Annotated in this window: 30 protein-coding genes; 17 read left to right on the top strand and 13 right to left on the bottom strand. The window is 64.6% G+C overall.

The annotated features are described in order from the left end of the window. Positions 1 to 10: 10 nt before the first annotated feature. Together JQ616_RS05460 and JQ616_RS05455 are read right to left on the bottom strand one after the other, a co-directional pair. A complete protein-coding gene (locus tag JQ616_RS05460) occupies positions 11 to 238 on the bottom strand; it encodes a hypothetical protein (protein ID WP_212012794.1) in 228 nt (75 codons plus the stop codon). Between the two features lie 327 nt (positions 239 to 565). Beyond that, positions 566 to 826 carry a hypothetical protein gene (locus JQ616_RS05455; RefSeq protein ID WP_212013175.1) on the bottom strand — a complete coding sequence of 87 codons (261 nt, stop codon included), beginning with the start codon at positions 824 to 826 and terminating at the stop codon, positions 566 to 568. A 211-nt stretch (positions 827 to 1,037) separates the two neighbouring features. Between JQ616_RS05455 and JQ616_RS05450 the strand changes: the two genes are divergently transcribed. Together JQ616_RS05450 and JQ616_RS05445 are read left to right on the top strand one after the other, a co-directional pair. Beyond that, entirely contained in the window at positions 1,038 to 1,493 is a 456-nt protein-coding gene (locus JQ616_RS05450; protein ID WP_349629960.1) for a response regulator transcription factor, read from the top strand. Then, the gene (locus JQ616_RS05445) at positions 1,438 to 1,638 is read left to right on the top strand and encodes a hypothetical protein (protein ID WP_212012792.1); all 201 of its coding nucleotides are present in this window, start codon (positions 1,438 to 1,440) and stop codon (positions 1,636 to 1,638) included. Before JQ616_RS05450 ends, JQ616_RS05445 begins: the two co-directional genes overlap by 56 nt. Positions 1,639 to 1,670: 32 nt before the next feature. Here the strand turns inward: JQ616_RS05445 and JQ616_RS05440 are convergent, their stop codons facing one another. Then, positions 1,671 to 2,606, bottom strand: coding sequence for an ATP-grasp domain-containing protein (locus tag JQ616_RS05440; RefSeq protein ID WP_212012790.1), 936 nt, complete (start codon positions 2,604 to 2,606; stop codon positions 1,671 to 1,673). A 297-nt stretch (positions 2,607 to 2,903) separates the two neighbouring features. On the opposite strand from JQ616_RS05440, the gene JQ616_RS05435 reads away from it, so the two are divergent. The 3 genes from JQ616_RS05435 to JQ616_RS05425 all read left to right on the top strand — a co-directional run bounded on the left by JQ616_RS05435 (position 2,904) and on the right by JQ616_RS05425 (position 6,789). Then, a complete protein-coding gene (locus tag JQ616_RS05435) occupies positions 2,904 to 3,677 on the top strand; it encodes a ferredoxin--NADP reductase (protein ID WP_092119813.1) in 774 nt (257 codons plus the stop codon). A gap of 158 nt (positions 3,678 to 3,835) precedes the next feature. Beyond that, positions 3,836 to 4,705, top strand: coding sequence for a patatin-like phospholipase family protein (locus tag JQ616_RS05430; protein ID WP_212012788.1), 870 nt, complete (start codon positions 3,836 to 3,838; stop codon positions 4,703 to 4,705). A 458-nt stretch (positions 4,706 to 5,163) separates the two neighbouring features. Next, positions 5,164 to 6,789 (top strand): FMN-binding glutamate synthase family protein, encoded by a 1,626-nt coding sequence (locus JQ616_RS05425; protein ID WP_212012786.1) that lies wholly within the window; start codon positions 5,164 to 5,166, stop codon positions 6,787 to 6,789. A gap of 10 nt (positions 6,790 to 6,799) precedes the next feature. Here the strand turns inward: JQ616_RS05425 and JQ616_RS05420 are convergent, their stop codons facing one another. The 6 genes from JQ616_RS05420 to JQ616_RS05395 all read right to left on the bottom strand — a co-directional run bounded on the left by JQ616_RS05420 (position 6,800) and on the right by JQ616_RS05395 (position 13,559). After that, entirely contained in the window at positions 6,800 to 8,257 is a 1,458-nt protein-coding gene (locus tag JQ616_RS05420) for an FAD-dependent monooxygenase (RefSeq protein WP_212012784.1), read from the bottom strand. Positions 8,258 to 8,560: 303 nt separating this feature from the next. Beyond that, on the bottom strand, positions 8,561 to 10,555 hold the full coding sequence (locus tag JQ616_RS05415) for a carbohydrate porin (RefSeq protein WP_212012782.1): 1,995 nt from the start codon (positions 10,553 to 10,555) through the stop codon (positions 8,561 to 8,563). Positions 10,556 to 10,862: 307 nt separating this feature from the next. Continuing rightward, a complete protein-coding gene (locus tag JQ616_RS05410; protein ID WP_212012780.1) occupies positions 10,863 to 11,102 on the bottom strand; it encodes a hypothetical protein in 240 nt (79 codons plus the stop codon). After that, positions 11,099 to 12,760, bottom strand: a complete 1,662-nt coding sequence (locus JQ616_RS05405; protein ID WP_212013152.1) for an NRAMP family divalent metal transporter — start codon at positions 12,758 to 12,760, stop codon at positions 11,099 to 11,101. The genes JQ616_RS05410 and JQ616_RS05405 overlap by 4 nt, the downstream gene beginning before the upstream one ends. 38 nt (positions 12,761 to 12,798) lie before the next feature. Beyond that, complete coding sequence (locus tag JQ616_RS05400; RefSeq protein ID WP_212012778.1) at positions 12,799 to 13,068, bottom strand: hypothetical protein; 270 nt, start codon at positions 13,066 to 13,068, stop codon at positions 12,799 to 12,801. A 197-nt stretch (positions 13,069 to 13,265) separates the two neighbouring features. Further along, positions 13,266 to 13,559 carry a hypothetical protein gene (locus JQ616_RS05395; protein ID WP_212012776.1) on the bottom strand — a complete coding sequence of 98 codons (294 nt, stop codon included), beginning with the start codon at positions 13,557 to 13,559 and terminating at the stop codon, positions 13,266 to 13,268. A gap of 334 nt (positions 13,560 to 13,893) precedes the next feature. Here JQ616_RS05395 and JQ616_RS05390 point away from each other — a divergent pair, with 334 nt between their 5' ends. After that, complete coding sequence (locus JQ616_RS05390) at positions 13,894 to 14,163, top strand: metal-sensing transcriptional repressor (protein WP_212012775.1); 270 nt, start codon at positions 13,894 to 13,896, stop codon at positions 14,161 to 14,163. A gap of 122 nt (positions 14,164 to 14,285) precedes the next feature. Here the strand turns inward: JQ616_RS05390 and JQ616_RS05385 are convergent, their stop codons facing one another. Next, on the bottom strand, positions 14,286 to 14,546 hold the full coding sequence (locus tag JQ616_RS05385) for a hypothetical protein (RefSeq protein ID WP_212012774.1): 261 nt from the start codon (positions 14,544 to 14,546) through the stop codon (positions 14,286 to 14,288). Between the two features lie 147 nt (positions 14,547 to 14,693). Beyond that, complete coding sequence (locus JQ616_RS05380) at positions 14,694 to 15,500, bottom strand: creatininase family protein (protein WP_212012773.1); 807 nt, start codon at positions 15,498 to 15,500, stop codon at positions 14,694 to 14,696. A 145-nt stretch (positions 15,501 to 15,645) separates the two neighbouring features. On the opposite strand from JQ616_RS05380, the gene JQ616_RS05375 reads away from it, so the two are divergent. The 9 genes from JQ616_RS05375 to JQ616_RS05335 all read left to right on the top strand — a co-directional run bounded on the left by JQ616_RS05375 (position 15,646) and on the right by JQ616_RS05335 (position 22,671). Continuing rightward, positions 15,646 to 16,677 (top strand): ABC transporter substrate-binding protein, encoded by a 1,032-nt coding sequence (locus JQ616_RS05375; protein WP_212012772.1) that lies wholly within the window; start codon positions 15,646 to 15,648, stop codon positions 16,675 to 16,677. 16 nt (positions 16,678 to 16,693) lie between these two features. Further along, a complete protein-coding gene (locus tag JQ616_RS05370) occupies positions 16,694 to 17,497 on the top strand; it encodes an ABC transporter ATP-binding protein (RefSeq protein ID WP_212012771.1) in 804 nt (267 codons plus the stop codon). Then, a complete protein-coding gene (locus tag JQ616_RS05365) occupies positions 17,494 to 18,282 on the top strand; it encodes an ABC transporter permease (RefSeq protein ID WP_212012770.1) in 789 nt (262 codons plus the stop codon). The genes JQ616_RS05370 and JQ616_RS05365 overlap by 4 nt, the downstream gene beginning before the upstream one ends. Further along, the gene (locus tag JQ616_RS05360; protein WP_212012769.1) at positions 18,282 to 19,265 is read left to right on the top strand and encodes a 2-hydroxyacid dehydrogenase; all 984 of its coding nucleotides are present in this window, start codon (positions 18,282 to 18,284) and stop codon (positions 19,263 to 19,265) included. The genes JQ616_RS05365 and JQ616_RS05360 overlap by 1 nt, the downstream gene beginning before the upstream one ends. Further along, a complete protein-coding gene (locus JQ616_RS05355; protein ID WP_212012768.1) occupies positions 19,265 to 19,960 on the top strand; it encodes an AprI/Inh family metalloprotease inhibitor in 696 nt (231 codons plus the stop codon). The genes JQ616_RS05360 and JQ616_RS05355 overlap by 1 nt, the downstream gene beginning before the upstream one ends. A gap of 195 nt (positions 19,961 to 20,155) precedes the next feature. Continuing rightward, a complete protein-coding gene (locus tag JQ616_RS05350; RefSeq protein ID WP_212012766.1) occupies positions 20,156 to 20,527 on the top strand; it encodes a YciI family protein in 372 nt (123 codons plus the stop codon). A gap of 31 nt (positions 20,528 to 20,558) precedes the next feature. Next, positions 20,559 to 20,909 (top strand): YciI family protein, encoded by a 351-nt coding sequence (locus JQ616_RS05345; protein WP_028341793.1) that lies wholly within the window; start codon positions 20,559 to 20,561, stop codon positions 20,907 to 20,909. A gap of 16 nt (positions 20,910 to 20,925) precedes the next feature. Then, the gene (locus JQ616_RS05340) at positions 20,926 to 22,224 is read left to right on the top strand and encodes a sigma-70 family RNA polymerase sigma factor (protein ID WP_212012764.1); all 1,299 of its coding nucleotides are present in this window, start codon (positions 20,926 to 20,928) and stop codon (positions 22,222 to 22,224) included. Between the two features lie 69 nt (positions 22,225 to 22,293). Then, a complete protein-coding gene (locus tag JQ616_RS05335) occupies positions 22,294 to 22,671 on the top strand; it encodes a hypothetical protein (RefSeq protein WP_212012762.1) in 378 nt (125 codons plus the stop codon). Here the strand turns inward: JQ616_RS05335 and JQ616_RS05330 are convergent. Next, entirely contained in the window at positions 22,661 to 23,098 is a 438-nt protein-coding gene (locus JQ616_RS05330) for a hydrogenase (RefSeq protein WP_212012760.1), read from the bottom strand. The genes JQ616_RS05335 and JQ616_RS05330 overlap by 11 nt on opposite strands. A gap of 227 nt (positions 23,099 to 23,325) precedes the next feature. Between JQ616_RS05330 and JQ616_RS05325 the strand changes: the two genes are divergently transcribed. Next, a complete protein-coding gene (locus JQ616_RS05325) occupies positions 23,326 to 24,354 on the top strand; it encodes a putative zinc-binding metallopeptidase (RefSeq protein WP_212012758.1) in 1,029 nt (342 codons plus the stop codon). After that, the gene (locus tag JQ616_RS05320) at positions 24,351 to 25,385 is read left to right on the top strand and encodes a D-alanine--D-alanine ligase family protein (RefSeq protein ID WP_212012756.1); all 1,035 of its coding nucleotides are present in this window, start codon (positions 24,351 to 24,353) and stop codon (positions 25,383 to 25,385) included. Before JQ616_RS05325 ends, JQ616_RS05320 begins: the two co-directional genes overlap by 4 nt. A 9-nt stretch (positions 25,386 to 25,394) precedes the next feature. Here JQ616_RS05320 and JQ616_RS05315 read toward each other — a convergent pair whose 3' ends face one another. Beyond that, a complete protein-coding gene (locus JQ616_RS05315) occupies positions 25,395 to 25,670 on the bottom strand; it encodes a hypothetical protein (protein WP_212012754.1) in 276 nt (91 codons plus the stop codon). Positions 25,671 to 25,772 lie beyond the last annotated feature (102 nt).

Below are 25,772 nucleotides of genomic sequence, written 5' to 3'. Positions count from 1 at the left end.
GCAGCGTCGTTCATCGCCAATAGCGACGCGACACATCCAGGCACTGCCGGACCCAATATCCATTCACATGGATCAATTGGCATGTGCTCGGAGGCGGCTCCTTGATGATCGGGTAGCCGTGGATATCGATATTGGTCGGGGCCGTGACGCCGCGCCAGAACACGGCGTGGGCGGCCGGAGGATTGAAGGCGGCGGCGAACGCCGCGGCGGCGAGGACACTCAAAAGAATTTTGCGCATAATCTGGATCCGGATCGATTAATGCGTAGATCGTACTCCCTTGGGCGCGGGATGAGCAAGCCGCGCAATGGATCAAAATGACGGGGAACACTCACGCAGCGTCGCGTCGGTGCTAGCTGCCTTGCACCGCCATGCAGGCGAGGGCAACGATGCCGACCGCCGCGAGCACAACCATGACCTGGAAGATCGCGCGCCCGACAACAGCCCCCATCAACGCTCCATCGATCCGGCGGGATCTTGCTTCGAGTTTCCACGCGCCGCGATCGCTTGGGCATCATCGGCAGGCAAAGTTCTATGTTGGGATCTGAGAACTCGTCGCTTCGCCGGCTAATGCCGCTCCGCGACAATTCGATCGACCACCTGCGATAGCTCCGCTTCCATGTCGGAAATGATGTCGTGCAACAGCCGGGCGCCGAGCGGATCGGTCGTCTCTTGCTCCATCGTCTTGAAACGCATGACGTTGGCGCGTTGTTCGCGAACCTCGTCTTCAACCAGTCGCGGCGACGACTGAAAGCCCGGCGGGCTGGGTGCAGCATCGGCCCCATAGGCTTCGCGAAAATCCTGATCCGAATGCACGGCGTTCTTCATGCAATTTGCCTCCTGGCTCGACGTCCTTTCCGCAGGTCCGAGCCGTTCGGCTCGTCACTATCGATGACTCCGACACCTCGAAAGTTGTTCCGGTTGGAACTTGCAAAGGTCTGCCGGAACCAGCGGTCGCTGAGTTCGGAACCCGAACCATCGGCCTCTTCAATCGTTGACCGTGGTTGATCGTTTAGCGGGAGCCAGTTTGGAGGGAGCCATGGTTTACGCAAAGGGTTACGCGAGGTCGAATCGCAAAACTGCGGTGGTGGTCGAAGACGATATCATCCAGCGCGACATGATCGCGCTGTTGCTGGAGCAAGGTCATTTTGACGTCATCCAGTGCGAAGACGCAGAGACAGCCGTGCTGGCGATCAAGCGGTGTCACCCGTCGCTTGTTGTCACCGACATCAAGCTCACGGGCAAGATGGACGGGATCGAGCTTGCGCATCTGGCAGTCAATTGCGACCCAGCGGTGCGCGTCCTGGTGATCTCCGGCCAGCCTCCGGCCAGCCTCCGGCCGGCGCGCTGCCTGACGGCGTCAAGTTTTTCGAGAAGCCGGTTTATCCACCCGTCCTGCTGCGCGAGCTGGCGTCGTAGGTCTCGCGGATCGGAGCGCCATGCAAGAGGATCCCGAAATCGATTGGCATCGCGAGCAGATCAGCAAGAATCGTGAGCTGATCGCGGAGCTGCAATCCGGAAATACAGCGGGTGCCGAGGTCTTTCCCGAAACACAGGCCGAGATCGACCGTCTCACGGCACAGATCGAGCAATCGGAATTGATCGTCGCAGCCTACGAAAAGGAGCACCTGCGGGAATGATCGGGCCGCAGGGGGAGTGCGCGGCGCGCCGCCTACGTGAACAAAGCGTCCAGCGCGGCCGAATATGCCGCCTCGACCAGTGCGGGATGGTGACGGCCCAGCGCCTCCATCTTCACTCCCGAATTGACCTCGAGGACCTGCCACGCGCCGTCAGCGCACACGACGTCGATCGATGCGAAGCGGATGCCTGTGGCCTGCGCGGCGCTGATCGCGAGCGCGACGCAGGCGTCGCGCGTTGCGCCATCAGCGAGCAGCACGGGCTCCGCGCCGGCATCGAGGTTGTGCCGCCAGTTCAGCAGCCGCCGCTCCCCGGCGAGGGGAATGGCGTCGAGCGCTGCGGCGTCGAAATCTTCGGTGATGGTCTTGAGTTGCTCTGCCGTTGCGCTCGCCTGCGCCAGCGCGCGCAACGACTGGACGCCGTCGCCGACCACCGACGGGCGCGTCTTGCCGTAGACGATCAGCGCGCGCGCATCGAGCAACACGACGCGCACCTCGTCGGCGATCTCGACATAGGGCGAGATCGCAAGACTTGGATGCGCGGCAAGAATGCGCGCGACCGCGGTCTCGAGCTGGGCCCGCGTCGTCACGCGGATGACGAACTCGCCGGATGTCCCCTCATTCGGTTTGACGACGAGCCCGTGCGGATTCTGGTCGAGGAGACGCTGCATCGCCTCCAGCGAGTCCGATCCCGGGATATGCTTGCTGAGCTTGGCGCCGAGAAACAGCGTGTGCGGAATCGCGGCGACACCGGCCAGAGCCAGCACGTCCGCGCAGGCCGATTTGTCGTTGGCGACCTGATGCGCGACCGCGCTGTTCAGCCCGACGTCGTAACCGATCGCGAGCCGCCGCGTGGTATCCCTGGTCATGATGACCAGCCAGCCACCGGACCGCACCTCGATCGCGATTTCGTGCGCCAAACAATATTTTTTGATGGTTTCCAGGAAGATTCGCTGGCTGATCAGGACCACGAGATCATTTTCCCTTCACCGCGGTTTCCGTAGCAATTAATTGCCAGATCGGCATCGATCTCAGCAAGTAAATTACGTGCAGCGCCACGTGTTAACGATGTCGTGGTTGAACCCCTGCGCGAAATCGAACGACTGCCATTCTGAGATCGCAATTGCACGCCAGTTGATCTTGACTATCTCATGCGCAAGCGCGATGGACACGCGAGATCTTCAATGATTTCGGCCACTTCTGCGCCGTCGCGAGCAGTCTAGAAATCAAATCATTCTAAATCTGGTCAGTCGAGAAAACGAAAACACATGAGCGCGTTCTATCGAGAGAAGGTTCTTTCCGTTCAGCACTGGACCGATACGCTTTTCAGCTTCCGGGCGACCCGCGATTCCGGTTTCCGCTTCCAGAATGGGCAGTTTGCCATGATCGGCCTCGAGGTCGACGGCCGGCCGCTGCTGCGCGCCTATTCGATGGCGAGCGCCAATCACGAGGAAGAGCTCGAGTTCTTCTCGATCAAGGTGCAGGACGGTCCGCTCACCTCCAAGCTGCAGAAGATCCGCGAGGGTGACACCATCCTGGTCGGCCGCAAGGCCACCGGCACGCTGATCACCGACAATCTGATTCCCGGCAAGCGGCTGATGCTGTTGTCGACCGGCACCGGTCTCGCGCCGTTCGCCAGCCTGATCAAGGACCCCGAGGTCTACGATCGCTACGACCAGATCCTGCTGGTGCATGGCTGCCGCCAGGTCTCCGAGCTCGCCTATGGCGAGGAGCTGGTCGCCAAGCTGCGTGACGACGAGCTGTTCGGGCCGCTGCTGTCCGAGAAGCTGTCGTACTATCCGACCGTGACGCGCGAGCCGTTCCGCAACCGCGGCCGCATCACCGACCTGATCACCTCCAACCAGCTGTTCACCGACCTGCATCAGGGCCCGCTCGATATCGAGACCGACCGCATCATGATGTGCGGCAGCCCGGCGATGCTGGACGAGCTGAAGCAGCTGTTCGAGACCCGCGGCTTCAAGGAAGGCAGCGGCAACACCCCCGGTCACTTCGTGATCGAGAAGGCGTTCGTCGAGCGCTGAGGCTGTCGAGCGTTAAGGTTGTCGTCCTGGCCTAGTGCGCAATTGCGCACTAGGCCAGGACGACATCGGTGTATGTGGCGCCGTCCATTCCCTCGCTGCTATAACCCTCCGCAACGCCGCGCGCCGTTTCCCGAACGCGGCGATCAGGGAGCAGCACCTTGTCCATCACCGATCCGGATGCACCGAAGACCGCCTTTGTGTTTGCCGGCGGCGGCAGCTTTGGTGCGGTCCAGGTCGGCATGTTGCAGGCGCTGGCCGGGCATGGCGTCATGGCCGACATGGTGGTCGGCTCCAGCGTCGGCGCCCTGAATGGCGCCTTCTATGCCGGCGACCCGACGGTCGCGGGCGTGGCGCGGCTCGCCGAGATCTGGCGCGGACTGAACCGGCAGGACGTGTTTCCGGTGACCTGGCGGACGCTGGTGAGCTTCCTGTGGCGGCGCGATTTCCTGATCCCGCATGACGGCGTGCGCAGGCTGATCGACGACTACATCCCGTTCCGCAATCTCGAGGATGCGCGGATCCCGATCCACATCGTCACCACCGACATCATCAGCGGCGACAGCGTGGTGCTGTCGGAAGGCTCGGCGGCAGAGGCGATCGTCGCATCGACCGCGATCCCCGGCGCGTTCACGCCGGTGCATTACCGCGATCACTACCTCGCCGATGGCGCGATCTCCAGCAACACGCCGGTCCGGGTTGCCGTGAAGCACGGGGCAAAACGCCTGATCGTGCTGCCGACCGGGCATGCCTGCGCCAACCAGGCGCCGCCGGTCGGCGCGCTAGCCAACGCGCTGCATGCGCTGACGCTGTTGATCGCGCGACAGCTCGTCAACGAGCTCGAGAATATCGGGCCCGACGTCGAGTATTTCGTGGTGCCGCCGCTTTGCCCGCTGGTCGGTTCGCCCTACGATTTCTCGCGGACCTCCGATCACATCGCCCGCGCGCTGGACACCACCAATGCGTGGCTTGCCAGCGACGGCCTGAGGCCGGGCCACATCCCGCACGAATTGCAGCCGCACGACCATTGAGGCGGCGGCGCTCCACCTTTTCAGCTCTCCCCCGCAGGCGCAGGGCAGTCGCATATGGCTACGGCCACGTCCCACGCGCGGCGCGTCTGCATATTTTCTGGATAATAGAATAATGCCGCCGATTTGCCCGACATGTCAAGTCGCCATGTCGAATGCCGGAACGCCGCCGGCTACTTTGCATGGGGTTGTTTTCAATGTTTTGGCAGTGCTCCGATGCGGAGGCAGGCTATGTGCGATAGCCCTGCCCGCAAGCGGGAGAGGGAGTGCAGACACCGCGTTCTTCTTCGTTGCACTGCAAAAGGCGACTTCGTTTCAATTTGACGGACCGCGGCACCCGCCCATCCGGGCGGTTGTCACATCTGTGACTGCTCGGCCGTATAACCGTAGTGCACTTGTTCCGCGAGTTGGATTAGGCTCACGATCGACAGGGTAGTCAGGGCAGACCGGAGGGGATTCTGATGGATACGATGCTGCTTCCGTTCTCGCCGCGCTTCATCGTGCTGACGATCTGCGCCGTCGTCACCACGCTGCTGCTGCTGGTTGGAATTTTCGACCATAAGGTCTTCAAGATCGTCCTGATCCCGCTGGTCATCTTCGGCGCGCTGACGTTCCTCGGCATCCGCGACCTGACGCAGAAGAATCATGCGGTGCTGCGCAACTACCCGATCTCGGCGCATGTTCGCTTCCTGCTCGAGGAAATCCGCCCAGAGATGCGGCAGTATTTCTTCGAGAGCGAGAAGGACGGCATGCCATTCTCGCGCGACACCCGCGCGGTGGTCTATCAGCGCGCCAAGATGGTGCTCGACAAGCGGCCGTTCGGCACCCAGGAGGATGTCTATCGCGAAGGCTATGAGTGGATGCACCACTCGGTGGCGCCGAAGCCGAAAGCCGATGAGAAATTCCGCATCACCATCGGCGGCCCCGATTGCGCCAGACCGTATTCGGCCTCGGTCTTCAACATCTCGGCGATGAGTTTCGGCGCGCTCAGCCCGAACGCGGTGCGAGCGCTCAATGCCGGCGCCAAGAAGGGCGGCTTCGCCCACGACACCGGCGAAGGCGGCGTCAGCCCCTATCACCGCGAGATGGGCGGCGATATCATCTGGGAGGTCGGCTCCGGCTATTTCGGCTGCCGCAACCGCGACGGCACCTTCAACCCGGAGCTGTTCGCCAGCGTCGCGGGCGACGACCAGATCAAGATGGTCGAGCTCAAGATCAGCCAGGGCGCCAAGCCCGGCCATGGCGGCGTGCTGCCGGCGGCGAAGGTCTCCGAGGAGATTTCCAAGATCCGCGGCGTGCCGATGGGCGAGGACTGCATCTCGCCGGCCTATCACAAGGCGTTCTCGACGCCGATCCAGATGATGGAATTCGTCGCGAACATGCGAAAACTGTCCGGCGGCAAGCCGGCCGGCTTCAAGATGTGCATCGGCCATCCCTGGGAGTTCCTCGCGATCTGCAAGGCGATGAAGGAGAGCGGGCTGTATCCCGACTTCATCGTGGTCGACGGCAATGAAGGCGGCACCGGCGCGGCGCCGCTCGAGTTCATGGATCATCTGGGCATGCCGATGCGCGAGGGCGTCAATTTCGTCCATAACGCGCTGATCGGCATCGGCGCGCGCGATCGCATCAAGATCGGCGCCTCCGGCAAGATCGCGACCGCGTTCGACATGGCGCGCGCGATGGCGATCGGGGCTGACTGGTGCAATTCGGCGCGCGGCTTCATGTTCGCGCTCGGCTGCATCCAGTCGCTGAGCTGCCACACTGATCGCTGCCCGACCGGCGTCACCTCGCAGGATCCGATCCGCAACCGCGCGCTCTACGTGCCGGACAAGATCGAGCGCGTGTACAACTATCACCACTCGACCCTGCACGCGCTGACCGAGCTGCTCGCCGCCGCCGGCCTCGAGCACACCAAGGAGCTGCGCCCGATCCACTTCTCGCAGCGGACCTCGACCACCGACGTCCGCACCTTCGCACAGCTCTATCCGACGCTGCGCCCGGGCGAACTGCTCGAAGGCACCCAGGATCCCCGCTTCCGCGACGCCTGGGCGATGGCGCGCGCGGACTCGTTCCAGCCGGCGGGGTAGGGCGCACTTGCTAGGCGGGGGCGCCGAACCATTGCGTCAGCGCCTCAGTGAGCCCCGCCTGCGTTTGCTCTCCGACCCAGGCCACGTAACCGTCGGGCCGGACCAGCACCGCGGTCGGGGCCGCAACAATGCCAATCGCGGGAAGCTCCCATTCGCCGCCATACGCGGCGTCGACCAGCTGAACCCGGTCGGCCCATCCCGCGATGTCGATGCTGCCGGGCTCGCCGAAATTGAGCAGCACCGGACGCGCCAGGTGCAGCAGCGTGAAGGCCTGCATCGGGCCGCCGGCGGCGACGAGATCGAGATCGGGCAGCCGGCGTCCGAGCAGTGGATGGCCATCGCCGAAATCGTATCGAACGTCTAGGCCGGACAGGATCGCGGCAAAGCGCTTGCGCGGCTCGTCCATGCCGAGCAGTTCGCGCACGAATTCATCCAGCGCCTTGGAGCGGTCGTCGGTGCGGCGCAGCGCGACCTGCGCCATCGTATTGCGCAGCACCCGGGCGCCGATCGGGTGGCGCTCGGTGTGGTAGCTGTCGAGCAGACTGTCCGGCGCGATTCCCTTGATCACCTGCGCCAGCTTCCATCCAAGATTGACCGCGTCCTGCACGCCGATGTTGAGGCCCTGTCCGCCCATCGGCGGGTGCACATGCGCGGCGTCGCCGGCGAGCAGCACGCGCCGCTCGCGATAGGCGTCTGCCTGACGGGTCATATCGGTGAAGCGTGAGATCCAGCCGGGACTGTGGATGCCGAAGTCGGAGCCATAGATCGCGATGAGCGCCTCGCGCACATCATTCAAGCCAGGTTCGGCGGACTGCAACTGCCGCTCGGTCAGCACCAGCCGCATACCGCGACCGTCCTCTATTTTACCGATCCCGTGGATCCCGACGGCATCGTGGCGAAAGCCGAGGGGCGGCTCCTCCGCCATCTGCACCTCCGCGATCAGCCAGCTGGTGGTCGGATCGAAGCCGGGGAAATCGATGCCGGCCGTCTTGCGCACCAGGCTGCGTCCGCCATCGCAGCCGACGAGATACTGTGCCCGCAGCGGATCGCCGTCGGACAGCACGACATCGACGCCGCTGTCATCTTGCGTAAAACCGGTCACGTCATGCCCGCGATAGATCGGCACGCCGAGCTCGCCGGCCCATTCGGCCAGGATGCGCTCGATATGGTTTTGCCACAGCGCGAGCGTGTAATTGTGCCGGGTGGGAAAGTCGCTGAGATCGAGCGGTATCGGGTGGACGTGCACGACCGGATGGCGCTGCCCTTCCGAGACGAAGCGATCCACGATGCCGCGCTGGTCGAGCACCTCGAGGGTGCGCGCGTGCAATCCGCCAGCGCGCGAGCCTGCAAGTTCCTGGCTCGCGCGCCGCTCGACGATCGCAACGTCGATCCCACCCAGCATCAGCTCGCAAGCCAGCATCAACCCGGTCGGTCCACCGCCGGCAATCACCACATCATGTTCCCGCATCGCGCACTCCTCCGTTCGATTGGGCGCGCGTTCTACGGGATCACCCCGGGCTTGCGGCAAGCCCGGGGGGTCTACATATATCTGAGTGGGGAGAGGGCATTTGGCTTAGCCGCGCCTCGACCAACCATTCAACATCCGCACGCTAGCGATGCAAACTCACTGTCGTCCCGGCGAAAGCCGGGACCCATAACCACAGGGTGGTGTTGTTTGCCTCCTGCCATAACCTCATACAGCGATGGTTATGGGTCCCGGCTCCGTGCGCAATTGCGCACTAGGCCGGACGACGGTGGGAGAGAGCGGCCCTCAAAACTCGCCGTGGATGCGGCCGGAGAAGATGTGCACCGGGCCGCGGTCGGCGTTGTAGGCGGGGTTGGTGATGAACTGATAGTCCGCGGTCACGGTCAGGTTCTTGTTCACCTGATAGGCATAGTAGGTCTCGAAGATCCGCTCCGGGCTGTAGTTCAACGCACCGTCGCCGATCAGTAGGCCGAGGCCTCCGGCAGCGAGGTAGTCGCGATGTGCGGCGGAGAGCCCGTTGATCGCGCCGCCGATGCCGATCGTGTCGTTGGCCCGGCCCCAGGAGCTGCCTTTGATCGAGAGGCCGCCCGAGACGCTGCGATCGATGTCGGTGAACGACAGGATCTCGTTCTGGCCGTCGTTCCAGCTGAGGCGGCCGAACAGGCCGACATCGGCGACGATCTGCTGCTCGCCGTTGAGGTAGAAGCCGTATTTGGTGTTGTCCTTGCGGATACCGGCCATCACGTCGTTGATGTCGAGCGCGGGGTTGGCATCCTCGATCGCGAGCGCCTGGGCGTAATTGCCGGTGTTGCCACGATTGCCGAACACGCCGACGCGCAACTTGCCGGGCTGATCGAAGATTGAATAGCGGCCTTCGAATTCCACCACCGCGCCGCCGGTGCTGCCGTTGGAGACCAGCACGTCGCTGTTCGGCGCATTGGGCACCTGGAACAGGCCGGCGCGCACCGCCCAGTCCTTGCGGTTGAGCTCGACCACCGCGCCGCGGGTGTAGCCGGGCAGATCGGCCGGGAAGTCGTAGGCGGCGGAGGCCCACATCGCCCAGTTCATGAAGTCGGCGCGCGGGTCCTTGGCGTAGGAATTGCCGTCGAAGAAATCGCCCACCGCAAAGCGGCCGACCACGATCGTGAGGCGATCGATGTCGCGCTTGCCGGCGATCTGGTTGGGACCGTCGGGGACGTCTTCCTGTTCGCCGCCGAAGCCGAAGGTCTGCTTGAGGTAGTAGCGCTGCGGCCGGATCTTCGGGAATTCGGCGCCGGCCTTCTGCGCCTCGCCGTTCGAGAAGCCGGCAAGACCGAGCGTGCCGTTGAGACCGAAGCCCTGCGCCGTTTCCGGATTGAAGTAGAGCTCGCCACCTTCCCAGAGCCGCACGCCGAGAAACGCCGTCGTGGTCCAGGTCTGCTGCACCTGGCTCACGCCCGGCAGGCTGTTGGTGCCGGAATAGGGCGCACGGAACGACGGATAGCCCTGGCCGAGCAGTGTCGTCTGTGCGTGCACGCTCCAGTCGCTGGAGTCGGGGAGCGCGTTCCGCGTCGGCGTCGCCGACCACGGCGAGTCGCCGAGCTGGTAGTTCAGGCCGAATTTCAGCAAATGGATGCGCGGGTCGATGCTGACGCCGGGCATGCCGAAATCGTTGAGGCCGAGCGTGCGCCGCGACAGGTCGATGTACTCGTATTCGAGCTTGGCGGTCCAGTTGCCGCTCAGCGCAAATTCGGCGCCGACACCGACGGTCCAACCGGTCTGATACTGGCCAGGTTCCGAGATTACGTTGTCGGCGGCATCATTGACCCTGACCTGGGTGTGGCCCCAGGCGAAGCCGCCGGTGACGTAGGGCATCCAGGTGCCGAAGCTGTAGCCGGCGCGGCCGCGCACGGTGCCGACATAGTCGATCGAGGCGTTGAAGGGGCCCGGCGGACGCCGCACCGTGTCGGTCGGGCCGGTGAAGGTCGCGTCCGCCTCGACGCCGAGCACGAAGCGGTTGGCGAATTCCTTGTTGTAGCCGGTCTGGAAGCCGCCGATCCCGCCGGTGATCGTGGGCGGAAACACCACCCCCTGCTCCAGGATCGGGTTGGTGCCCGGACCCAGCGTGCCGTCGCCATAGCCGACATGGGTGCCGACATAGAAGCCGGTCCAGCTGTAGACCGCCTTGGCGGCGGGGGACTTGAGCGGCAGATCGGCCGCGGTCGCGGGTGCGCCGAAGGCAGCCGCACCGAGCGCTGCGCCGGCGGCGATCTGAACCCGGAAGAGACGGACGCAGGTCATGACGCGGCGTTCCGCGAACGGTTGGCGGTTTCGCTCGTCATCACAGATTTGGCGGCCGCGTGCCACCCGAGATTTGAATTCATTGCCCGCCGTCCCCGGTCCGATCCGTATCGTCCCATCCAAAGCCAGATCAGCACCTAGCATCCCCAATTTTTTATTGCAAATCATTCGCAATAGCAACTGAGGCGCTCCGGATACCTCTCCGATTTGCACGCCACTATGACAGTCACGCAACACCGCAGGGCCGCACGCCTGGCCGGCCGCGTTCGGCCGCGCAGCTGTGGCAAATCGGTCGAGACCCGACCGTTCAATCGACGTCACCATTGTCCTCTTCCGTTGTTGCGATGAATGCCGGCCGCGATGCGCTGCCGAGCACGACCCGCGCCCCGGCCCGTTCGACCGATCGCGCCATCGACAGCACCGTCCTCAAGCCGGCGGGCGAAATCATGCGCCGTTGATGGAGCGCAGCCGCGCCGCGCAGGATGGCGCTTGCCAGCCTGAACAACACGATCGCGCCCCATCGCCGGCTGCGACCGAGCGCGGTCACGCCCCGACCGTGGCGAGCTGGACGATCCGCAGCAGCACCAACCCGGCAGCGACGACCAGATAGCCGCGCAGCACGATCATCCAGATCCGGCTCAGCGGGCCGAGCCGCGCCGGCGGCAGCCGGTCGAGCGGCGGCATCCGCCAGCTGTCGCGGTCGAACAGCGGCGGCTTGCGCTTGAAGCGGAACGACGCGTGACGCCGCGACGACATCTCGTAGAACTTGACGGCGGCGGTCACCACCAGCGCAAGCACGCTGCCACCGACCAGGATGCCGATGATCCATTCCTCGCCGAGATCGGGGTACAGCACCGAAGCGGTCAGGATCACCGACAGCATCACCAGGCCCGCCACCACGGCGCCGGTGAACAGGTTCAGCCGGGTCGAATTGATCCAGGGTCCCAGGATGTGGCGGTCGTTGCACAGCAACAGCAGGAACACGGTCGCGCTCGGCAGCAGCACGCCGGCCAGCGTCTGCACTGCATTGGTGAGCAGCCCGAGCGGCGTGCCCGGCGTCAGCACCAGCACCGCGGCGAGCACGATCAGCCCGCAATAGACGCTGTAGAAGCCTTTTGCATCCCATGGCTTGCGGTGCAGCGAGTGCTTGACCGCGAATACGTCGCCGATCGCGTAGGCCGTTGCGAGCGAGACCGCGGCGGCGCCGATGATGCAGGCATCCAGCAGCGCGAGCGCGAACAGCACCGCCGGCAGCCGGCCGGCGTATTTCTCGAGCCCGACCGCGGTCCCCAGCGCGTCGGTGTAGTTGCCGAATTCGGGCTTGCCGGCGAACACCTCCGCGCAGAACGAGATCATCGCGATCGCGCCGACCACGACCAGCACGATGCCGAGGCACAGGTCCATCCGCTCATAGCGGATGAAGCGCGGCGTGATCCGCTTGTCGACGATGTAGCTCTGCTGGAAGAACAATTGCCACGGCGCCACCGTCGTGCCGACGATGGCGACGATCAGCAGCATCACCTCGCTCAGCTTGGCGTCTTGCGGCATCTTCGGCACGAAGAAGTCGGCCGCGATCTGCCCGATCGGCGGATGCACCATCAGGATCACCGGCACCAGCAGCAGGCTGCCGACCACCAGCACGATGCCGAAGCGCTCGAAGCGGCGGAAATCGCCGGTCGAGACCGCGAGCATCACGATGACGGCCGAGGCCAGCACGCCCCAGAACTGCGAGACGCCGAGAAAGCTCAGCGCGAAGGTGATGCCGATGAATTCGGTGACGATGGTCAACGCGTTCAGCACCAGGAGGTCGATGACGCTGAAGGCGCCCCAGAATTTGCCGAAGCGTTCGAAGATCAGCCGCGCATGGCCGACGCCGGTGACGGCGCCGAGCCGCACCACCATCTCCTGGTTGACGTACAGAACCGGGATCAGCAGCAACAGCGTCCACAGCAGCGTGGTGCCGTAGTTCTGTCCGGCCTGGGTGTAGGTGCCGAACGCACCGGCGTCATTGTCGCCGACCATCACGATCAGGCCAGGGCCGACGATCGCCATCAGCGTCTTGAGGCGCGCAAGGAAAGTCGCACGCGGTGCGGTATCCCCCTCGGCGATGCTGCCGAGCGCGCCGCGGATATCGCCGAGATGAGCCCGGTCCAGCACGGCGGTGCCGGCCGGATTGGCGGTGGCCTCGCGATCGGAGGCGTGCATCTTCAAGTCATTGACGACGGTCATGACTCATTCCTTTTTCAGTTGTGGTGTTTGGCGTTTCGGCGGGTTGGGAAACGGATGATGTTGGGCGCATCGAGGGCCGGCCGTGGCGTTGCCGCCGGCTGGCGCGTCGATCCCATGGTATCGGAAACGAGCCCGATGCCGAGTGCCGCGAGGTGGCCGATGAGACCGACGCCTTCGCCGATGATGCCGGCAAGGCTCTGCATCACCGGGTCGAGTGGATCCCGGACAAAGCGCCTCTCCCGGCGCGACGATGCTGTTGCGGAATGTCTTGCGGTCTCGGTCATGTGCCTGCTCCGATCGTCTCCGCGCTGCCTGTCGGGCACGGCGCGAGAGACGCGGAGCGGCTTTACGCGCGCGCGCGACCTCCGCTGCCGTGAGCAGCGGTCAGTTCAAACGTGATGTCGTTCCCCGAGGGGAGCCCCGTTGCGGCGCCGCGATGGCGCGCAACGGGACAACTAGGTCCTTCGTCCATGTCGGTCCTTCAGCTTGCCGTCAGCTTCAATGCGACGGCGCGCAGGATGGTTGCACGCGGGCCGGAACGCCGGTCCGCGCGTCGCTGTCGATTGAGATCATCCACTGATGATTCCGTGGTGGCATCGACGATCCACCGGCACTCCAGCCGGCCGTCGATCAGGACCCAATGACAGGCCGGGGTTGGACGCTGGCGGTCTGCCGGGCGGCGAAAACCCGGCAGGTTGTCATTGGAATAGCTGGCCGCCGGCCGCGGCAGGCGCCGCGGCTCGAACGATCGGAATTTTGCGAGCTTTTCGAACATCGCTCACCTCCACTTCCGCTGTCGCGCGGCAGGCCGGTGAGGAGCAGGCGGTTACGTCAGGCGCAACCACCCATCCACGCAGGCAATCTGCGCGACAGTCTTGCTGTGTTGCGGCGTCAACAGTCCCGTCGTGGGTCTACTGTCGCCTGAGTTGCTACTGCCCATGTGCCTTCTGTGTTGGCTCGTGGTCGGGTTGATGTCCGGGGGTAAACCCCGGTGCGGAACGAATGTTCCGACAATCGGGCACTACGCCCGTCACGGCGGCCTGTCAACCCGATTCTCCTATCCTCCAGGGAGGATCATGATTATCCTCCCTGGAGGATAGGAGAAGCATATGCCCGACGACCATCCGCACGCTGCGATCGCCCGGCGCCTGAAGCGCGCCAACGGCCATCTCGAAACCATCGTCGAGATGATCGAGCAGGGCCGGCCCTGTGCGCAGATCGCCCAGCAATTGCAGGCGGTGGAGAGTGCGATCGAGAGTGCGAAGAAGGCGCTGATCCACGATCACATCGGCCACAGCCTGGAGGAGACGCTGAAGGCATCAGGCCCGAAGGGCCGCAATGTGCTGCGCGATTTCCGGTTGATCGCAAAGTATCTGTGACCGGAGCCTGGCTGACGCGGGTTGACCCGTCCGGGGGATTGCCGGACGGGTCGGTTGCGACACGGGGTGGATGAGGACCCGTGCCGAACGCAGGATCCGCAACCTTGAGGGAAGCCCGTCGATCAATAGCAGGAGCGCACGCGGCCGATGTAGTTGCCGTAGGCGTCGAACTGGCGCACCCAGGCGCAGCGCCGATAGCCGCTGTAGTAACCGTCATTGACGGCAATCGCGCTGCCGACGATGGCGGCGCCGACGAGGCCCGCGCCAACGCCCCAGTCCCAGCCGTAGGGCTTGGCTTCGGCCTGCGAGGTGGTGGTTGCGATGGTGCCGGTCACGGCGAGCGCGGTGAGGGCGAGGGCGGCAAACTTGGTCTTGATCGACATGGAGAACTCCATCCTGTTTGAGGGCGGCGCCGGTGTGGTCCGCATGCCCGTTGGACGGAGGCTTTCCGGTTCCGGTTCGAAGACGATCCAGGAAATATGGTTTCGTGAATTGTTTCGTCGCGGCCGCCGGGGCGAAGGATTTCCCGGTCAGTTGCCGCGAAATACGCCGGGATCGAACCTGTCGACGTCGGCGAGCAGTTCGCAGAACGCGCGTGCGCCGTGGTCGATCAGCTTGTCTCCCTTGTCGGCAGAGGCCTTGGTCGCATCGCCGATCGCGCCGCTCGGATTGAGGTCCTGCGCCTGCCAGGCGAACGGCGCCGGCCGCTGCGTCGACAGCAAGCGGTAATCTTTCTCAATTTGCACGCTCGCGGGTTTGAAGTCCGCGATCGCATCCTTGCGCACATGTTGCGGATACTTCGCCAGCATGATCGAGGTCTCGACCGCGCCGCCATGGATGCCGTGGCGCAGTTCGTCGGCATCGAACACCCCGTCCGGCGTGCCGAAGCGCGACCAGCTCGTGGTCACCACCAGCATCTTGTGCTGCGCGCGCAGATCCTGCGCCACCAGCTGCATCGCGGCGGAATTGCCGCCATGGCTGGTCACGATCACGAGCTTCCTGATCCCGGCGCGCGCCACACTCTCGCCGAGCGCCATCCAGCTCTTCAGTGCGACCGAGGTCGGCAGCGTCAGGGTGCCGGGAAAGTCGATGTGCTCGGTGGAGATGCCGACCGGCTGCACTGGCAGGAACGTGGCCGGGATCGCCGCCGGCAGCAGCTCGCGCACCCGCGCCAGATACGCCTCGCCGATCATGACGTCGGTTCCAAGCGGCAGATGCGGCCCGTGCTGCTCGGTCGCAGCCAGCGGCAGCACCGCGATCCAGCGCGCCGCCGCCCCCTTGGCGAGGTCGGGCCAGTGGATGGCGGTCCAGTCACGGGGCGGGAGCTGAGAAGTCATCGAGCCGGTCGTCTCAATACAAGCGTTTCATTGGATGGATTTGCAGGCTAGTTTGTCTAACATCATTCGAGGCGTTCGCGTCTCCGGGCGCGGTCCACGTGTCCCGCCTTCCATCATGGGCCATAATATCAGACGGAGTCCAACCATGATCCGGGCCTTTTTGCCGCGAGCGTTAACCACGAGCCTGCTGGCCGCCGCCTTCGGCCTCGCCGTGGCCCTTGTCCCGGCACGAGCGCAGACTCTGGACAAGGTCTCGTTCGGCACCAATTGGGTCGCCGAGGGCGAGCATGGCGGGTTCTTCCAGGCGCTGGCCGACGGCACCTACAAGAAATACGGCCTCGACGTCACCATCGTGCCCGGTGGTCCCAACGAGAACAACCGCATGCTCTTGATCGCGGGCAAGCTCGACTTCTTCATGAGCGCGAACTCGTTGCAGACTTTCGACGCCGTCACCAACAACGTGCCGCTGGTCGCGGTCGCCGCCATGTTCCAGAAAGACCCGCAGGTCTTCCTCACCCATCCCGAGGCCAAGGTCGCCAAGATCGAGGATCTGAAGCCGCTGACCTTGCTGATCTCGAAGGAAGGCATCACCAGCTACTTCCAGTGGCTGAAGTCGGAATACGGCTTCGATGAAAACAAGGTGAAGCCCTACACGTTCAATCCGCAGCCCTTCATCGTGAACAAGCAGACCGCGATGCAGGGCTACGTCACCTCGGAACCCTTTGCGGTCGAGAAGGCCGCGGGCTTCAAGCCAAATGTTCTCCTGATTGCCGATTACGGCTTCAACTCCTACTCGACGCTGATCGAAACCCGCCGCGACCTGGTCGACAAGAAGCCTGACCTGGTGCAGCGCTTTGTCGATGCCTCAATCGTCGGCTGGTACACTTACGTCTACGGCGACAACTCGGCCGGCAATGCGATGATCAAGAAGCTCAACCCTGACATGAACGACGAGCTGCTGGCCTATTGCGTCGCCAAGATGCGCGAGTATGGCATCGTCGACTCCGGAGATTCCATCAAGAACGGCATCGGCGCCATGACCGACGAGCGGATGGCGAGCTTCTTCGACAAGATGGTGCGCGCCGGCGTGGTGAAGAGCACCATCGACTATCGCCAGGGCTACACGCTGCGCTTCGTCAACAAGGCGGTCGGCGTCGAGCTCCGGCCGAAGAACTGACGGCTGCGGAATCGCGATGGCGGAGCCTGGGTTGTCAGGATCGGATAGCGGGTCGGCCGTGCGCCTGCGCGGCGTGACCAAGACCTATGACAGCGGCGTGACGGCGCTGGGCCCGCTCGACCTCGATGTGGGGCGTGGCGAGTTCGTCTCATTGCTCGGGCCCTCCGGTTGCGGCAAATCCACCGCGCTCCGAATCATCGCAGGCCTTGCCGCGCCGAGCACCGGCACGGTCGAGCTGGCCCACCACGGCGCGGCGCAGCGCGGCAGCCACACGATCGGCTTCGTGTTTCAGGAGCCGACCCTGATGCCGTGGGCCAATGTGCACGACAATGTCCGCCTGCCGCTGAAGCTTGCCCGTCTGCCTGCCGCCGCTGCCGATGCGCGCATCGATGCTGCGCTGGACCAGGTCGGGCTTGCGGAGTTCGCCAGCGCCTATCCGCGCGAATTGTCCGGCGGCATGAAGATGCGGGTGTCGCTGGCGCGCGCGCTGGTCACCGATCCGGATATTCTCTTGATGGACGAGCCGTTCGCGGCGCTCGATGAGATCACGCGCTTTCGCCTCAACAACGATCTGTTGTCGCTGTGGCGCAATCTGCACAAGACCGTCATCTTCGTGACGCACTCGGTGTTCGAGTCGGTCTATCTCTCGGAGCGCGTGATCGTGATGACGGCGCGTCCGGGCCGGATCGGTGCCGAGTTTCGCATCACTTCATCAGAGCCGCGCGGCGAGGAGTTTCGTACCTCTGCCGAATATGCCGCGTTCTGCCGCGAAGTTTCCGGCGCGTTGGCGCCGTCTTATGCAGGGCAGGCGGGCGCATGAAGTCTCCGCAGGACCTCGTTCGCTTCGTGTTGCCGATCGCGGTGTTCGCCGCGGGGCTCCTGCTCTGGGAAGCGATCGTCCGCGCCTATGGCATCCAGCCCTACGTGCTGCCGAGCCCGCTATTGGTGCTGAAGACCCTGGTCGCGGACTGGCCGATCCTGTCGCAGTCGCTCGGCGTCACGCTGCTGACCACGCTCGAAGGTTTTGTGGCGGCCGCGATCGGCGGCGTCGTGCTGGCGTTGCTGTTCAACCAGTCGAAATGGCTGGAATATTCGCTGTTTCCCTATGCCGTGGTGCTGCAGGTCACGCCGGTGATCGCGATCGCGCCGCTGCTTTTGATTTATCTGCAGCAGCAGACCGCGGTGATCGTCTGCGCCTGGATCGTGGCGTTCTTTCCAGTGCTGTCGAACACCACGCTCGGCCTCAGCTCGGTCGACCGCAACCTCGCCGGATTGTTTCAATTGTATGGCGCCTCGAAGCTGCAGACGCTGCTGTTCCTGAAGCTGCCGGCGGCGCTGCCCTATATCCTCGGCGGCCTGCGTATCGCCGGAGGATTGTCGTTGATCGGCGCCGTGGTGGCGGAGATCGCGGCGGGCAGCGCCGGCGCCGGCTCGGGCCTTGCCTTCCGGATCGCTGAATCCGGCTACCGGCTGAATATTCCCCGCATGTTCGCAGCCCTTCTGCTGCTATCGCTGGCCGGGATTGTCATCTATGGGGTGCTGGCGCTAGTTTCGCACCTCTTGTTGCGGCGTTGGCATGAAAGCGCGTTAGGAAAGGACAGTTGATGGCCCCGATTTCTTCCGAAAAGATCGATCTGTTGATCTATGGACCTGTCAGGCCAATCCTCGAAAACGGCTTTTCCGATCAGTATGTGCTGCACAAGGCCGAAAGCCGCGGCGACCTCGAGCGCTTGACGCCCGACACCATGGCCAAGATCCGCGGCATCGCCGTCACCTACCACACGATGGCGACCGACAAGACCGCGATGGCACAGTTTCCGAAGCTCGAGATCGTCGGCAGCTTCGGCGTCGGGTACGACCACGTCGATTCCGCCTATGCGCGCGATCACAATATCGTGGTCACCAACACGCCTGACGTGCTGACCGAGGAGGTCGCCGACGTCGCGATGGGACTGTTGATCGCGACGCTGCGTGAATTCGTCAAGGCCGACCGCTATGTGCGCTCCGGCCTGTGGCAGACCCAGAATTATCCGCTCAGCGTCGGCTCGTTGCGTGACCGCAAGATCGGCATCGTCGGCATGGGCCGGATCGGCCAGGCGATCGGGCGGCGTCTCGAAGCCTCGCGGGTGCCGGTGTCGTATCACTCGCGCAATCCGTCCAAGGACGTTTCCTACAAGCACTATCCCGATCTGATCGAGATGGCGAAGGCGGTCGACACCCTGATCGTCATCGTGCCGGGCGGCGCCTCGACCGCCAAGATGATCAATGCCGACGTCCTGAAGGCGCTTGGGCCCCGCGGCGTGCTGATCAATGTCGCGCGCGGCTCCGTGGTCGACGAGCCGGCGCTGGTCGCGGCGCTGAAATCCGGCACCATCCTGGCTGCCGGCCTCGACGTGTTCGCGGCCGAGCCGAACGTGCCGGACGAATTGAAGGCGATGCAGAACGTCGTGCTGCTGCCGCATATCGGCTCGGCCTCGGTGGTCACGCGCAATGCGATGGACCAGCTCGTGGTCGACAACATCAAGAACTGGTTCGCCGGCAAGCCGCCGCTGACGCCGGTTGCCGAAACGCCCGTCAGGGATCGCTGATGCCCTTGTCCCGCTGCAACGTCGTCCTGCTCGTGCTGCTGGCCGCATCCGGTCCGGCAGCCGCGCAGGACGTCAAGACGTTGCAGAAGGACATGATCGGGCAGTGGGAGCTCGCCACCACCGAGCGCAGCAAGACCTGCGTCGTGACGCTGAAGAGCGATACGACGCCACAAGGCTTCAAGCTCGAGCTCGAGCCGGCCTGCGCCGCCGCGCTGCCCTTCACGAAGGACATCGCCGGCTGGAGCATCAAGGGCCTCGGTGACATCGTGCGGCTGCAAAATGCGACCGGCGAGGCCGTAATCGATTTCACCGAGGTCGAGACCGGCATCTTCGAGGGCATGCGCACCAACGAGGGCGTCTACATCCTGCAAAACCTCGCAGCGGCCCGTTCGCTCGCCAAGTCAATGGACCAGATGATCGGCGACTGGTCGATGGTTCGCGGCAACGGCCAGGCGATCTGCGGCCTGGTGCTGACCAACACCGACGCCGGCAACGATAATTTCCAGGTGTTCCTGAAGGGCAAATGCGATCCCGCCGTCGCCGCCTTCAACCCGACGCAATGGCGGCTCGACCACGGCCAGATCATCCTGATGTCGGCCAAGGGCGAGACCTGGCAATTCGAGGCCGACGACAACGCCCAGTGGCGCCGCGTCCCCGACAGCGCCGACCCGCTGATCATGCTGCGGGAGCAGTAAGCGGCGGCGTTGCCACAAACCGCGTGTCGTCCCTGCTTTCGCAGGGACGACGAAGGGGCGATCCTGCGTCTGGATTGCACCCCCAAAATAATTTCCCAGCCCCTGTCGATCCGGCGGCTGCCGGATCGTCGTCTCCCATAGCGAGCCGGTTTTCACCGCGATCACCCCGCGGCTCGCCGGAAAAGGGAACATTTCATGCGCTTTATGTCGATCGTCACCTCGCCCCAGCCGGCGGCAAAGCCGACCCCGGCGCTGCTGGAGGCCATGCATACGCTCGCCGACCGCGAGATCAAGGCCGGCCGCATGGTCGATACCGGCGGGCTGATGCCGCTCGCGACCGGCGCGCAGGTCCGGATTACCGATGGCAATCTCAACGTCGTCGACGGTCCCTTTGTCGAGGCCAAGGAAGTGATCGGCGGTTACGCGATCTTCGAGCTGCGCAGCAAGGAAGAGGCCGTGGCGCTCGCCGTCGAGTTCATGCAGCTGCACAAGGATCACATGCCCGGCTGGGAAGGCACCTGCGAGGTCCGCGCCTTCGCGGGCTTTGCCGGCCAGTGTCCCGAGTAGGCCAAGGGGAAGACCAAGAGGAGGACAGGCGATGCGCTTCATGTATGTCCTGGTGGCCGAGAAGCCGATGCTGCCGAACCCGCCGTTGCGGGAGGCGATCGGCAAGCTCGCCGAACGCGAGATCGCGGCCGGCCGCATGCTCGATACCGGCGCGCTGCTGCCGCGCACGGCGGGTGCGGAAGTGAAGATCAAGGATCGCAAGCTCACCGTCACCGACGGCCCCTTCATGGAGGCCAAGGAAGTGGTCGGCGGCTACGCGGTGTTCGAGCTGAAGGACAAGGAGGAGGCCGTGGCGCGCGCGGTCGAGTTCATGCAACTCCACCTCGACCACATGCCGGATTGGGAACTGTCATGCGAGGTTCGTCCCTTCATGGAGTGCTGACGGTCGCCTCGGCCGCATGCCGGTGGCCGGCGTGACGGAGGACGACGTCAAGCGCACCATCCTCGGTGTGTGGCGCATCGAGCAGCCGCGGCTGATCACCAGCCTGTCGCGGATGCTGCGCGACGTGCCGCTCGCCGAGGATCTAACCCAGGAAGCGCTGATCGCCGCGCTCGAGCACTGGCCGGCCGATGGCGTGCCGGAAAAGCCGGGCGCCTGGCTGATGGCGACCGCCAAGCGCCGCGCGCTCGATCATATCAGGCGCAATCGCATGCTCAGCCAGCGGCACGGCATGCTTGCGCATGATCTGGCGCGGGAGCAGGAGACCATGCCCGATTTCGATTCCGCGCTCGACGACGACATCGGCGACGAGCTGCTGCGGCTGATCTTCACCGCCTGCCATCCGCGGCTGTCGCGCGAGGCCCGCGCCGCGCTGGCGCTGCGGATGATCTGCGGCCTCACCACCGAGGAAATCGCGCGCGCCTTCCTGCAGAGCGAGGCGGCTATCGCCCAGCGCATCGTGCGCGCCAAGCGCACGCTGTCGGACTCAGGCCTCGCCTACGAGACGCCGCGCGGCGCGGAGCTGTCCGAGCGGCTCGCCTCTGTGCTCGAGGTGGTCTATTTGATCTTCAACGAGGGCTATACCGCGGCACGCGGCGACGAATGGCTGCGGCCGCAGCTCTGCAACGAGGCGCTGCGCATCGGCCGCGTGCTGACGTCGATCGCACCGTCCGAGCCGGAAGCGCACGGTCTGCTGGCGCTGATGGAGTTCAACGCCTCGCGGATGGCGGCGCGCACCGATGCGGCCGGCGAGCCGATCCTGCTGATGGAGCAGAACCGCACGCTGTGGGATCGGCTGCAAATCCGCCGCGGGCAATTGGCGCTGGCGCGAGCCCGCGAGCTCGGCGGCGCCGGCGGCTTCTATGTGCTGCAGGCCGCGATCGCCGCCTGCCACGCCGAGGCAGATGCACCTGATGCGACCGACTGGCGCCGCATCGCCGCGCTGTACGGCGATCTCGCGGCGCTGCTGGACTCGCCCGTGATCGAGCTCAATCGCGCGGTCGCGATCGGCATGGCCGAAGGGCCGCAGGCGGCGCTTGCGATCGTCGATGGTCTGGCGGATGAGCCGGCGCTGAAATCCTATCACCTGCTCCCGAGCGTGCGCGGCGATCTCCTGCACCGGCTGAGTCGCTTTGCCGAGGCGCATGCCGCGTTCGAGGCCGCTGCCGCATTGGCCGGCAATGCGCGCGAGCGCGAGTTCCTCAAGCGCCGTGCCGCGGCCTCCGCGCGCGCCGCGCAGGACCAAGGCCGTCACTGACGGCTCCGCGATTTCGACTCAAACCTCTGGCAGGTTCGCGCAAGATGTAGCGAACTGGGAACTGCCGCCATGACGAAGCCATCCGTGCTGGCGCTCGGCCTCGACCCGACCTTTGTCGATCTTTCCGTCGTCCCGCAATTCACGCCCGAACTGGTGCGCAGCTATATCGACGCGCAGATCGAGGGCTTGCGAACGCTCGGCTATGATGTCGAGAGCTGCCTCGTCGATCTCGGCGAGACCGCCGAAGCGGTGGCGGCGGCGGCCCTCGGCGCGCGCCGCTATGATTGCGTGGTGATCGGCGCCGGGCTGCGCGAGCCGCCGGAGCGGCTGTTGCTGTTCGAAAGGATTCTCAACCTGGTGCACCGGCTCGCGCCTGGCGCCGCCATCTGCTTCAACACCAATCCGGCTGACACCGCGGCGGCCGTGCAGCGCTGGGTCAAGCCTTAGGCGCAATGGGCGCAGCCTTGCCGCGCAGCCCCCACAGCAGCAGGACCGAGGCCGCGATGATCGCCAGGCCGATCGAGATGAACCCGGCGGTCACCAGCGTTTCCTGCCACTGCGCGGCACTCCGCCCGGCGGCGGTGACCGGCGAGAGTGCACCGGTCCCGAGCATCGCGGCCAGCGTCGTCACGGCCCAGTTGCCATAGGTTCCGCACAGCAGCGCCCAATAGGCTGCGCCGCTCGCGCGCGACGACAGCCTGATCTCGCCCCAGATCGCACCGACCGCGAGCAGGAAAGTGCCATTCATCACGCCCTCGAGATGCGCCGCGAGCGCCATCCGCACATTGCTGAAGTGCTGTTCGACGAGGCCGGTCAACAGCCCGATCAGGAACAGGGCCATACCGTGAAACAGCAGCCGCCTTCGATAATCCATCTTGCGCCCCCTCAAATAGCCTTGCCCGGAAATGACCGATCATAGCAGAAAGCGCGGAGGCCCCGGCCTGCGACATGACCCCGCGACCGGGATCTGGGTGCCCATGGCGGAAGCAGAGGCCGGGGTCCGTCGCGGGCTGGCCTCCTGCGCGAAGGCTCGCCGGTTGTTGCCGGCGGCAACCTATGACACCATCCTGATTCCGATTTGTTTTTGATTTTTGGAAGCCCATGCCGCGCCGGAAATTTGCCTGGGAGGAGCTGTCGGATGAGGAATTGCTGGAGCAACGTCTCAGCAGCCTGAGGGTTGGGGTCGAGGGCACCTGGCTCGCGGATTGCGTCAGCACGCTCTATGAGGAGATGGAGGAGCGCGGCTTGCGGCTGCGGCCGCACACCTGGATCTCGAGCGAATGGTTCAGTCCGGCTGATGTGCCCGGCATCGCCATTCCCTTCTATCTCGCCCATCCCCGGCTGATGAAGCTCGAGAAGAAGATGATGCTCGACGTCGAGGGCGGCACCTGGTCCGAATGCATGGCCATTCTCCGTCACGAGGCTGGCCACGCCGTGCAGCACGGCTACCAGCTGCAGCGCCGCCGGCGCTGGCAGCAGCTGTTCGGCCCGTCGTCGAAGCACTACCCGCGCTACTACCGGCCCAATCCGGCCAGCCGGAATTATGTCCAGCATCTCAGGCTCTGGTATGCGCAGAGCCATCCGGACGAGGATTTCGCCGAGACCTTCGCGGTGTGGCTGCGGCCGCGGTCGAATTGGCGGACGCGCTATGCCGGCTGGCCGGCGATGAAGAAGCTCGAATATGTCGACGAACTGATGGGTGAGATCGCGGGGAAGCGGCCGCCGCTCGCCAACCGCGAGCGGGTCGATCCGCTGTACAAGCTCAAGCAGACGCTCAGCGAGCACTACAAGAAGAAGCAGGCGTTCTACGCCTTCAACCCACCCAAGACCTACGATCGCGACCTGTCAAAACTGTTCTCCGCCGATCCCCGGCATTACCGGCATCCGCCGGCCGCTTCCTTCATCAGGCGGCACCGCGCCCAGATCAGGCAGCTGGTCGCGCGCTGGACCGGCGAGAACCAGCTGACGCTCGATGCGGTGCTTGATGATATGATCTCGCGCTGCCGCGAGCTCAATCTGCGTGCCGTCGGCTCCGAGCAGAAGCTCGTGACCAACTTCATTATCCTGCTGACCGCCAAGACCATGCACGCGCTGTTCGGCCCCTCGCGCCGGAAATGGATCGCGCTATGAAACACTCTCGCATTCTGGTGCTGATGCACCCGGACTGTGTGCCGCCGGACTCCAGCGACGGATATTCCGCGCGGGAGATCAACGAATGGAAAACCGAATACGATGTCGTGAGCACCTTGCGCGCGGCCGGCCATGACGTTCGTCCGCTCGGCGTGCAGGAGGAAATCAAGCCGGTGCGCGACGCGATCGAGGACTTCAAGCCGCACGTCGTGTTCACGTTGCTGGAGGAGTTTCACTACGATGTCGTGTATGACCAGCACATCGCGAGCTATCTCGAGCTGATGAAGATCCCCTATACCGGGTGCAACCCGCGCGGCCTGATCCTGGCGCGCGGCAAGGATCTCTCCAAGACGCTGGTGCATCATCGCCGGATTCCGGTGCCGGCCTTCGCCGTGTTCCCGATGCGCCGCAAGGTCAAACGGCCGCCGCGTCTCGAGCTGCCGCTGATCGTCAAGAGCCTGAGCAGCGATGGATCGCTCGGTATCTCGCAGGCCTCGATCGTCGATACCGACGAGAAGCTCGTGGAGCGCGTCGCCTTCATCCACGAGCGGATCGGAACGGCTGCGATCGCCGAGCAGTTCATCGAGGGACGCGAACTCTATGTCGGCGTGCTCGGTAACAACCGGCTGCGGGTGCTGCCGGTGTGGGAACTCAAATTCGGCAGCATGGGTGGCCCGGCTGCGCGGCAGATCGCAACCGAGAAGGTCAAGCACGACACCAGCTATCAGGAGCGCGTCGGAATCGTGGACGGCCCGGCGGAAGATCTAACGCCCGAATTATCCGCACACATTCAGCGGCTGGCGAAGCGCATCTATCGCACCCTGGGGCTCGACGGCTATGCGCGCATCGACTTCCGCCTGTCGACCAACGGCGTGCCGTATTTCATCGAGGCCAACCCCAATCCGGAAATCGCCAAGAGCCAGGAGTTCGCGACCGCCGCTGGGCATGACGGACTGGATTACCCCGGTCTGCTGAACCGGATCCTGACGCTCGGAATCAGTCGCGCCAAGGCCGGCGTGTCGCTGGGCTGACCGAAGCCGTCACAGGCTCCGCTGCGTCAAATGGCGCCGCGCGTCCCTCGGGATGAACATCGCAAACGTTTCCCTAACGCGCGCTGCCGGCGTCGCGCTGGCAACGGCCGCGGGAGCCGCGGCTGCCATGGGACTAAACGCATCCGGCGCCGGCCATCGCCGTGCAAGGATTTCGTTTACCGAACCCGGCGGCATGGCGAGCGCGCTGCGGCGGCAGGCATCGTAGACGTACAAACCGGCAAGAAAAATCGATACGACAACAAGGATCGTCCTGAAAATCGGCATTGTGATTACGCCTTCTTGATTGAGGCGAACAATGCCCGGCGACGGTGAACCGCGCGTTGAGCGCGGCGGTCGATCGGCCGATACGGTTCCCAACTGATGAAC

This window comes from Bradyrhizobium tropiciagri (assembly GCF_018130545.1).
Classification (GTDB): domain Bacteria; phylum Pseudomonadota; class Alphaproteobacteria; order Rhizobiales; family Xanthobacteraceae; genus Bradyrhizobium; species Bradyrhizobium tropiciagri_A.
This window is presented reverse-complemented; position numbering and strand designations above follow the sequence as displayed.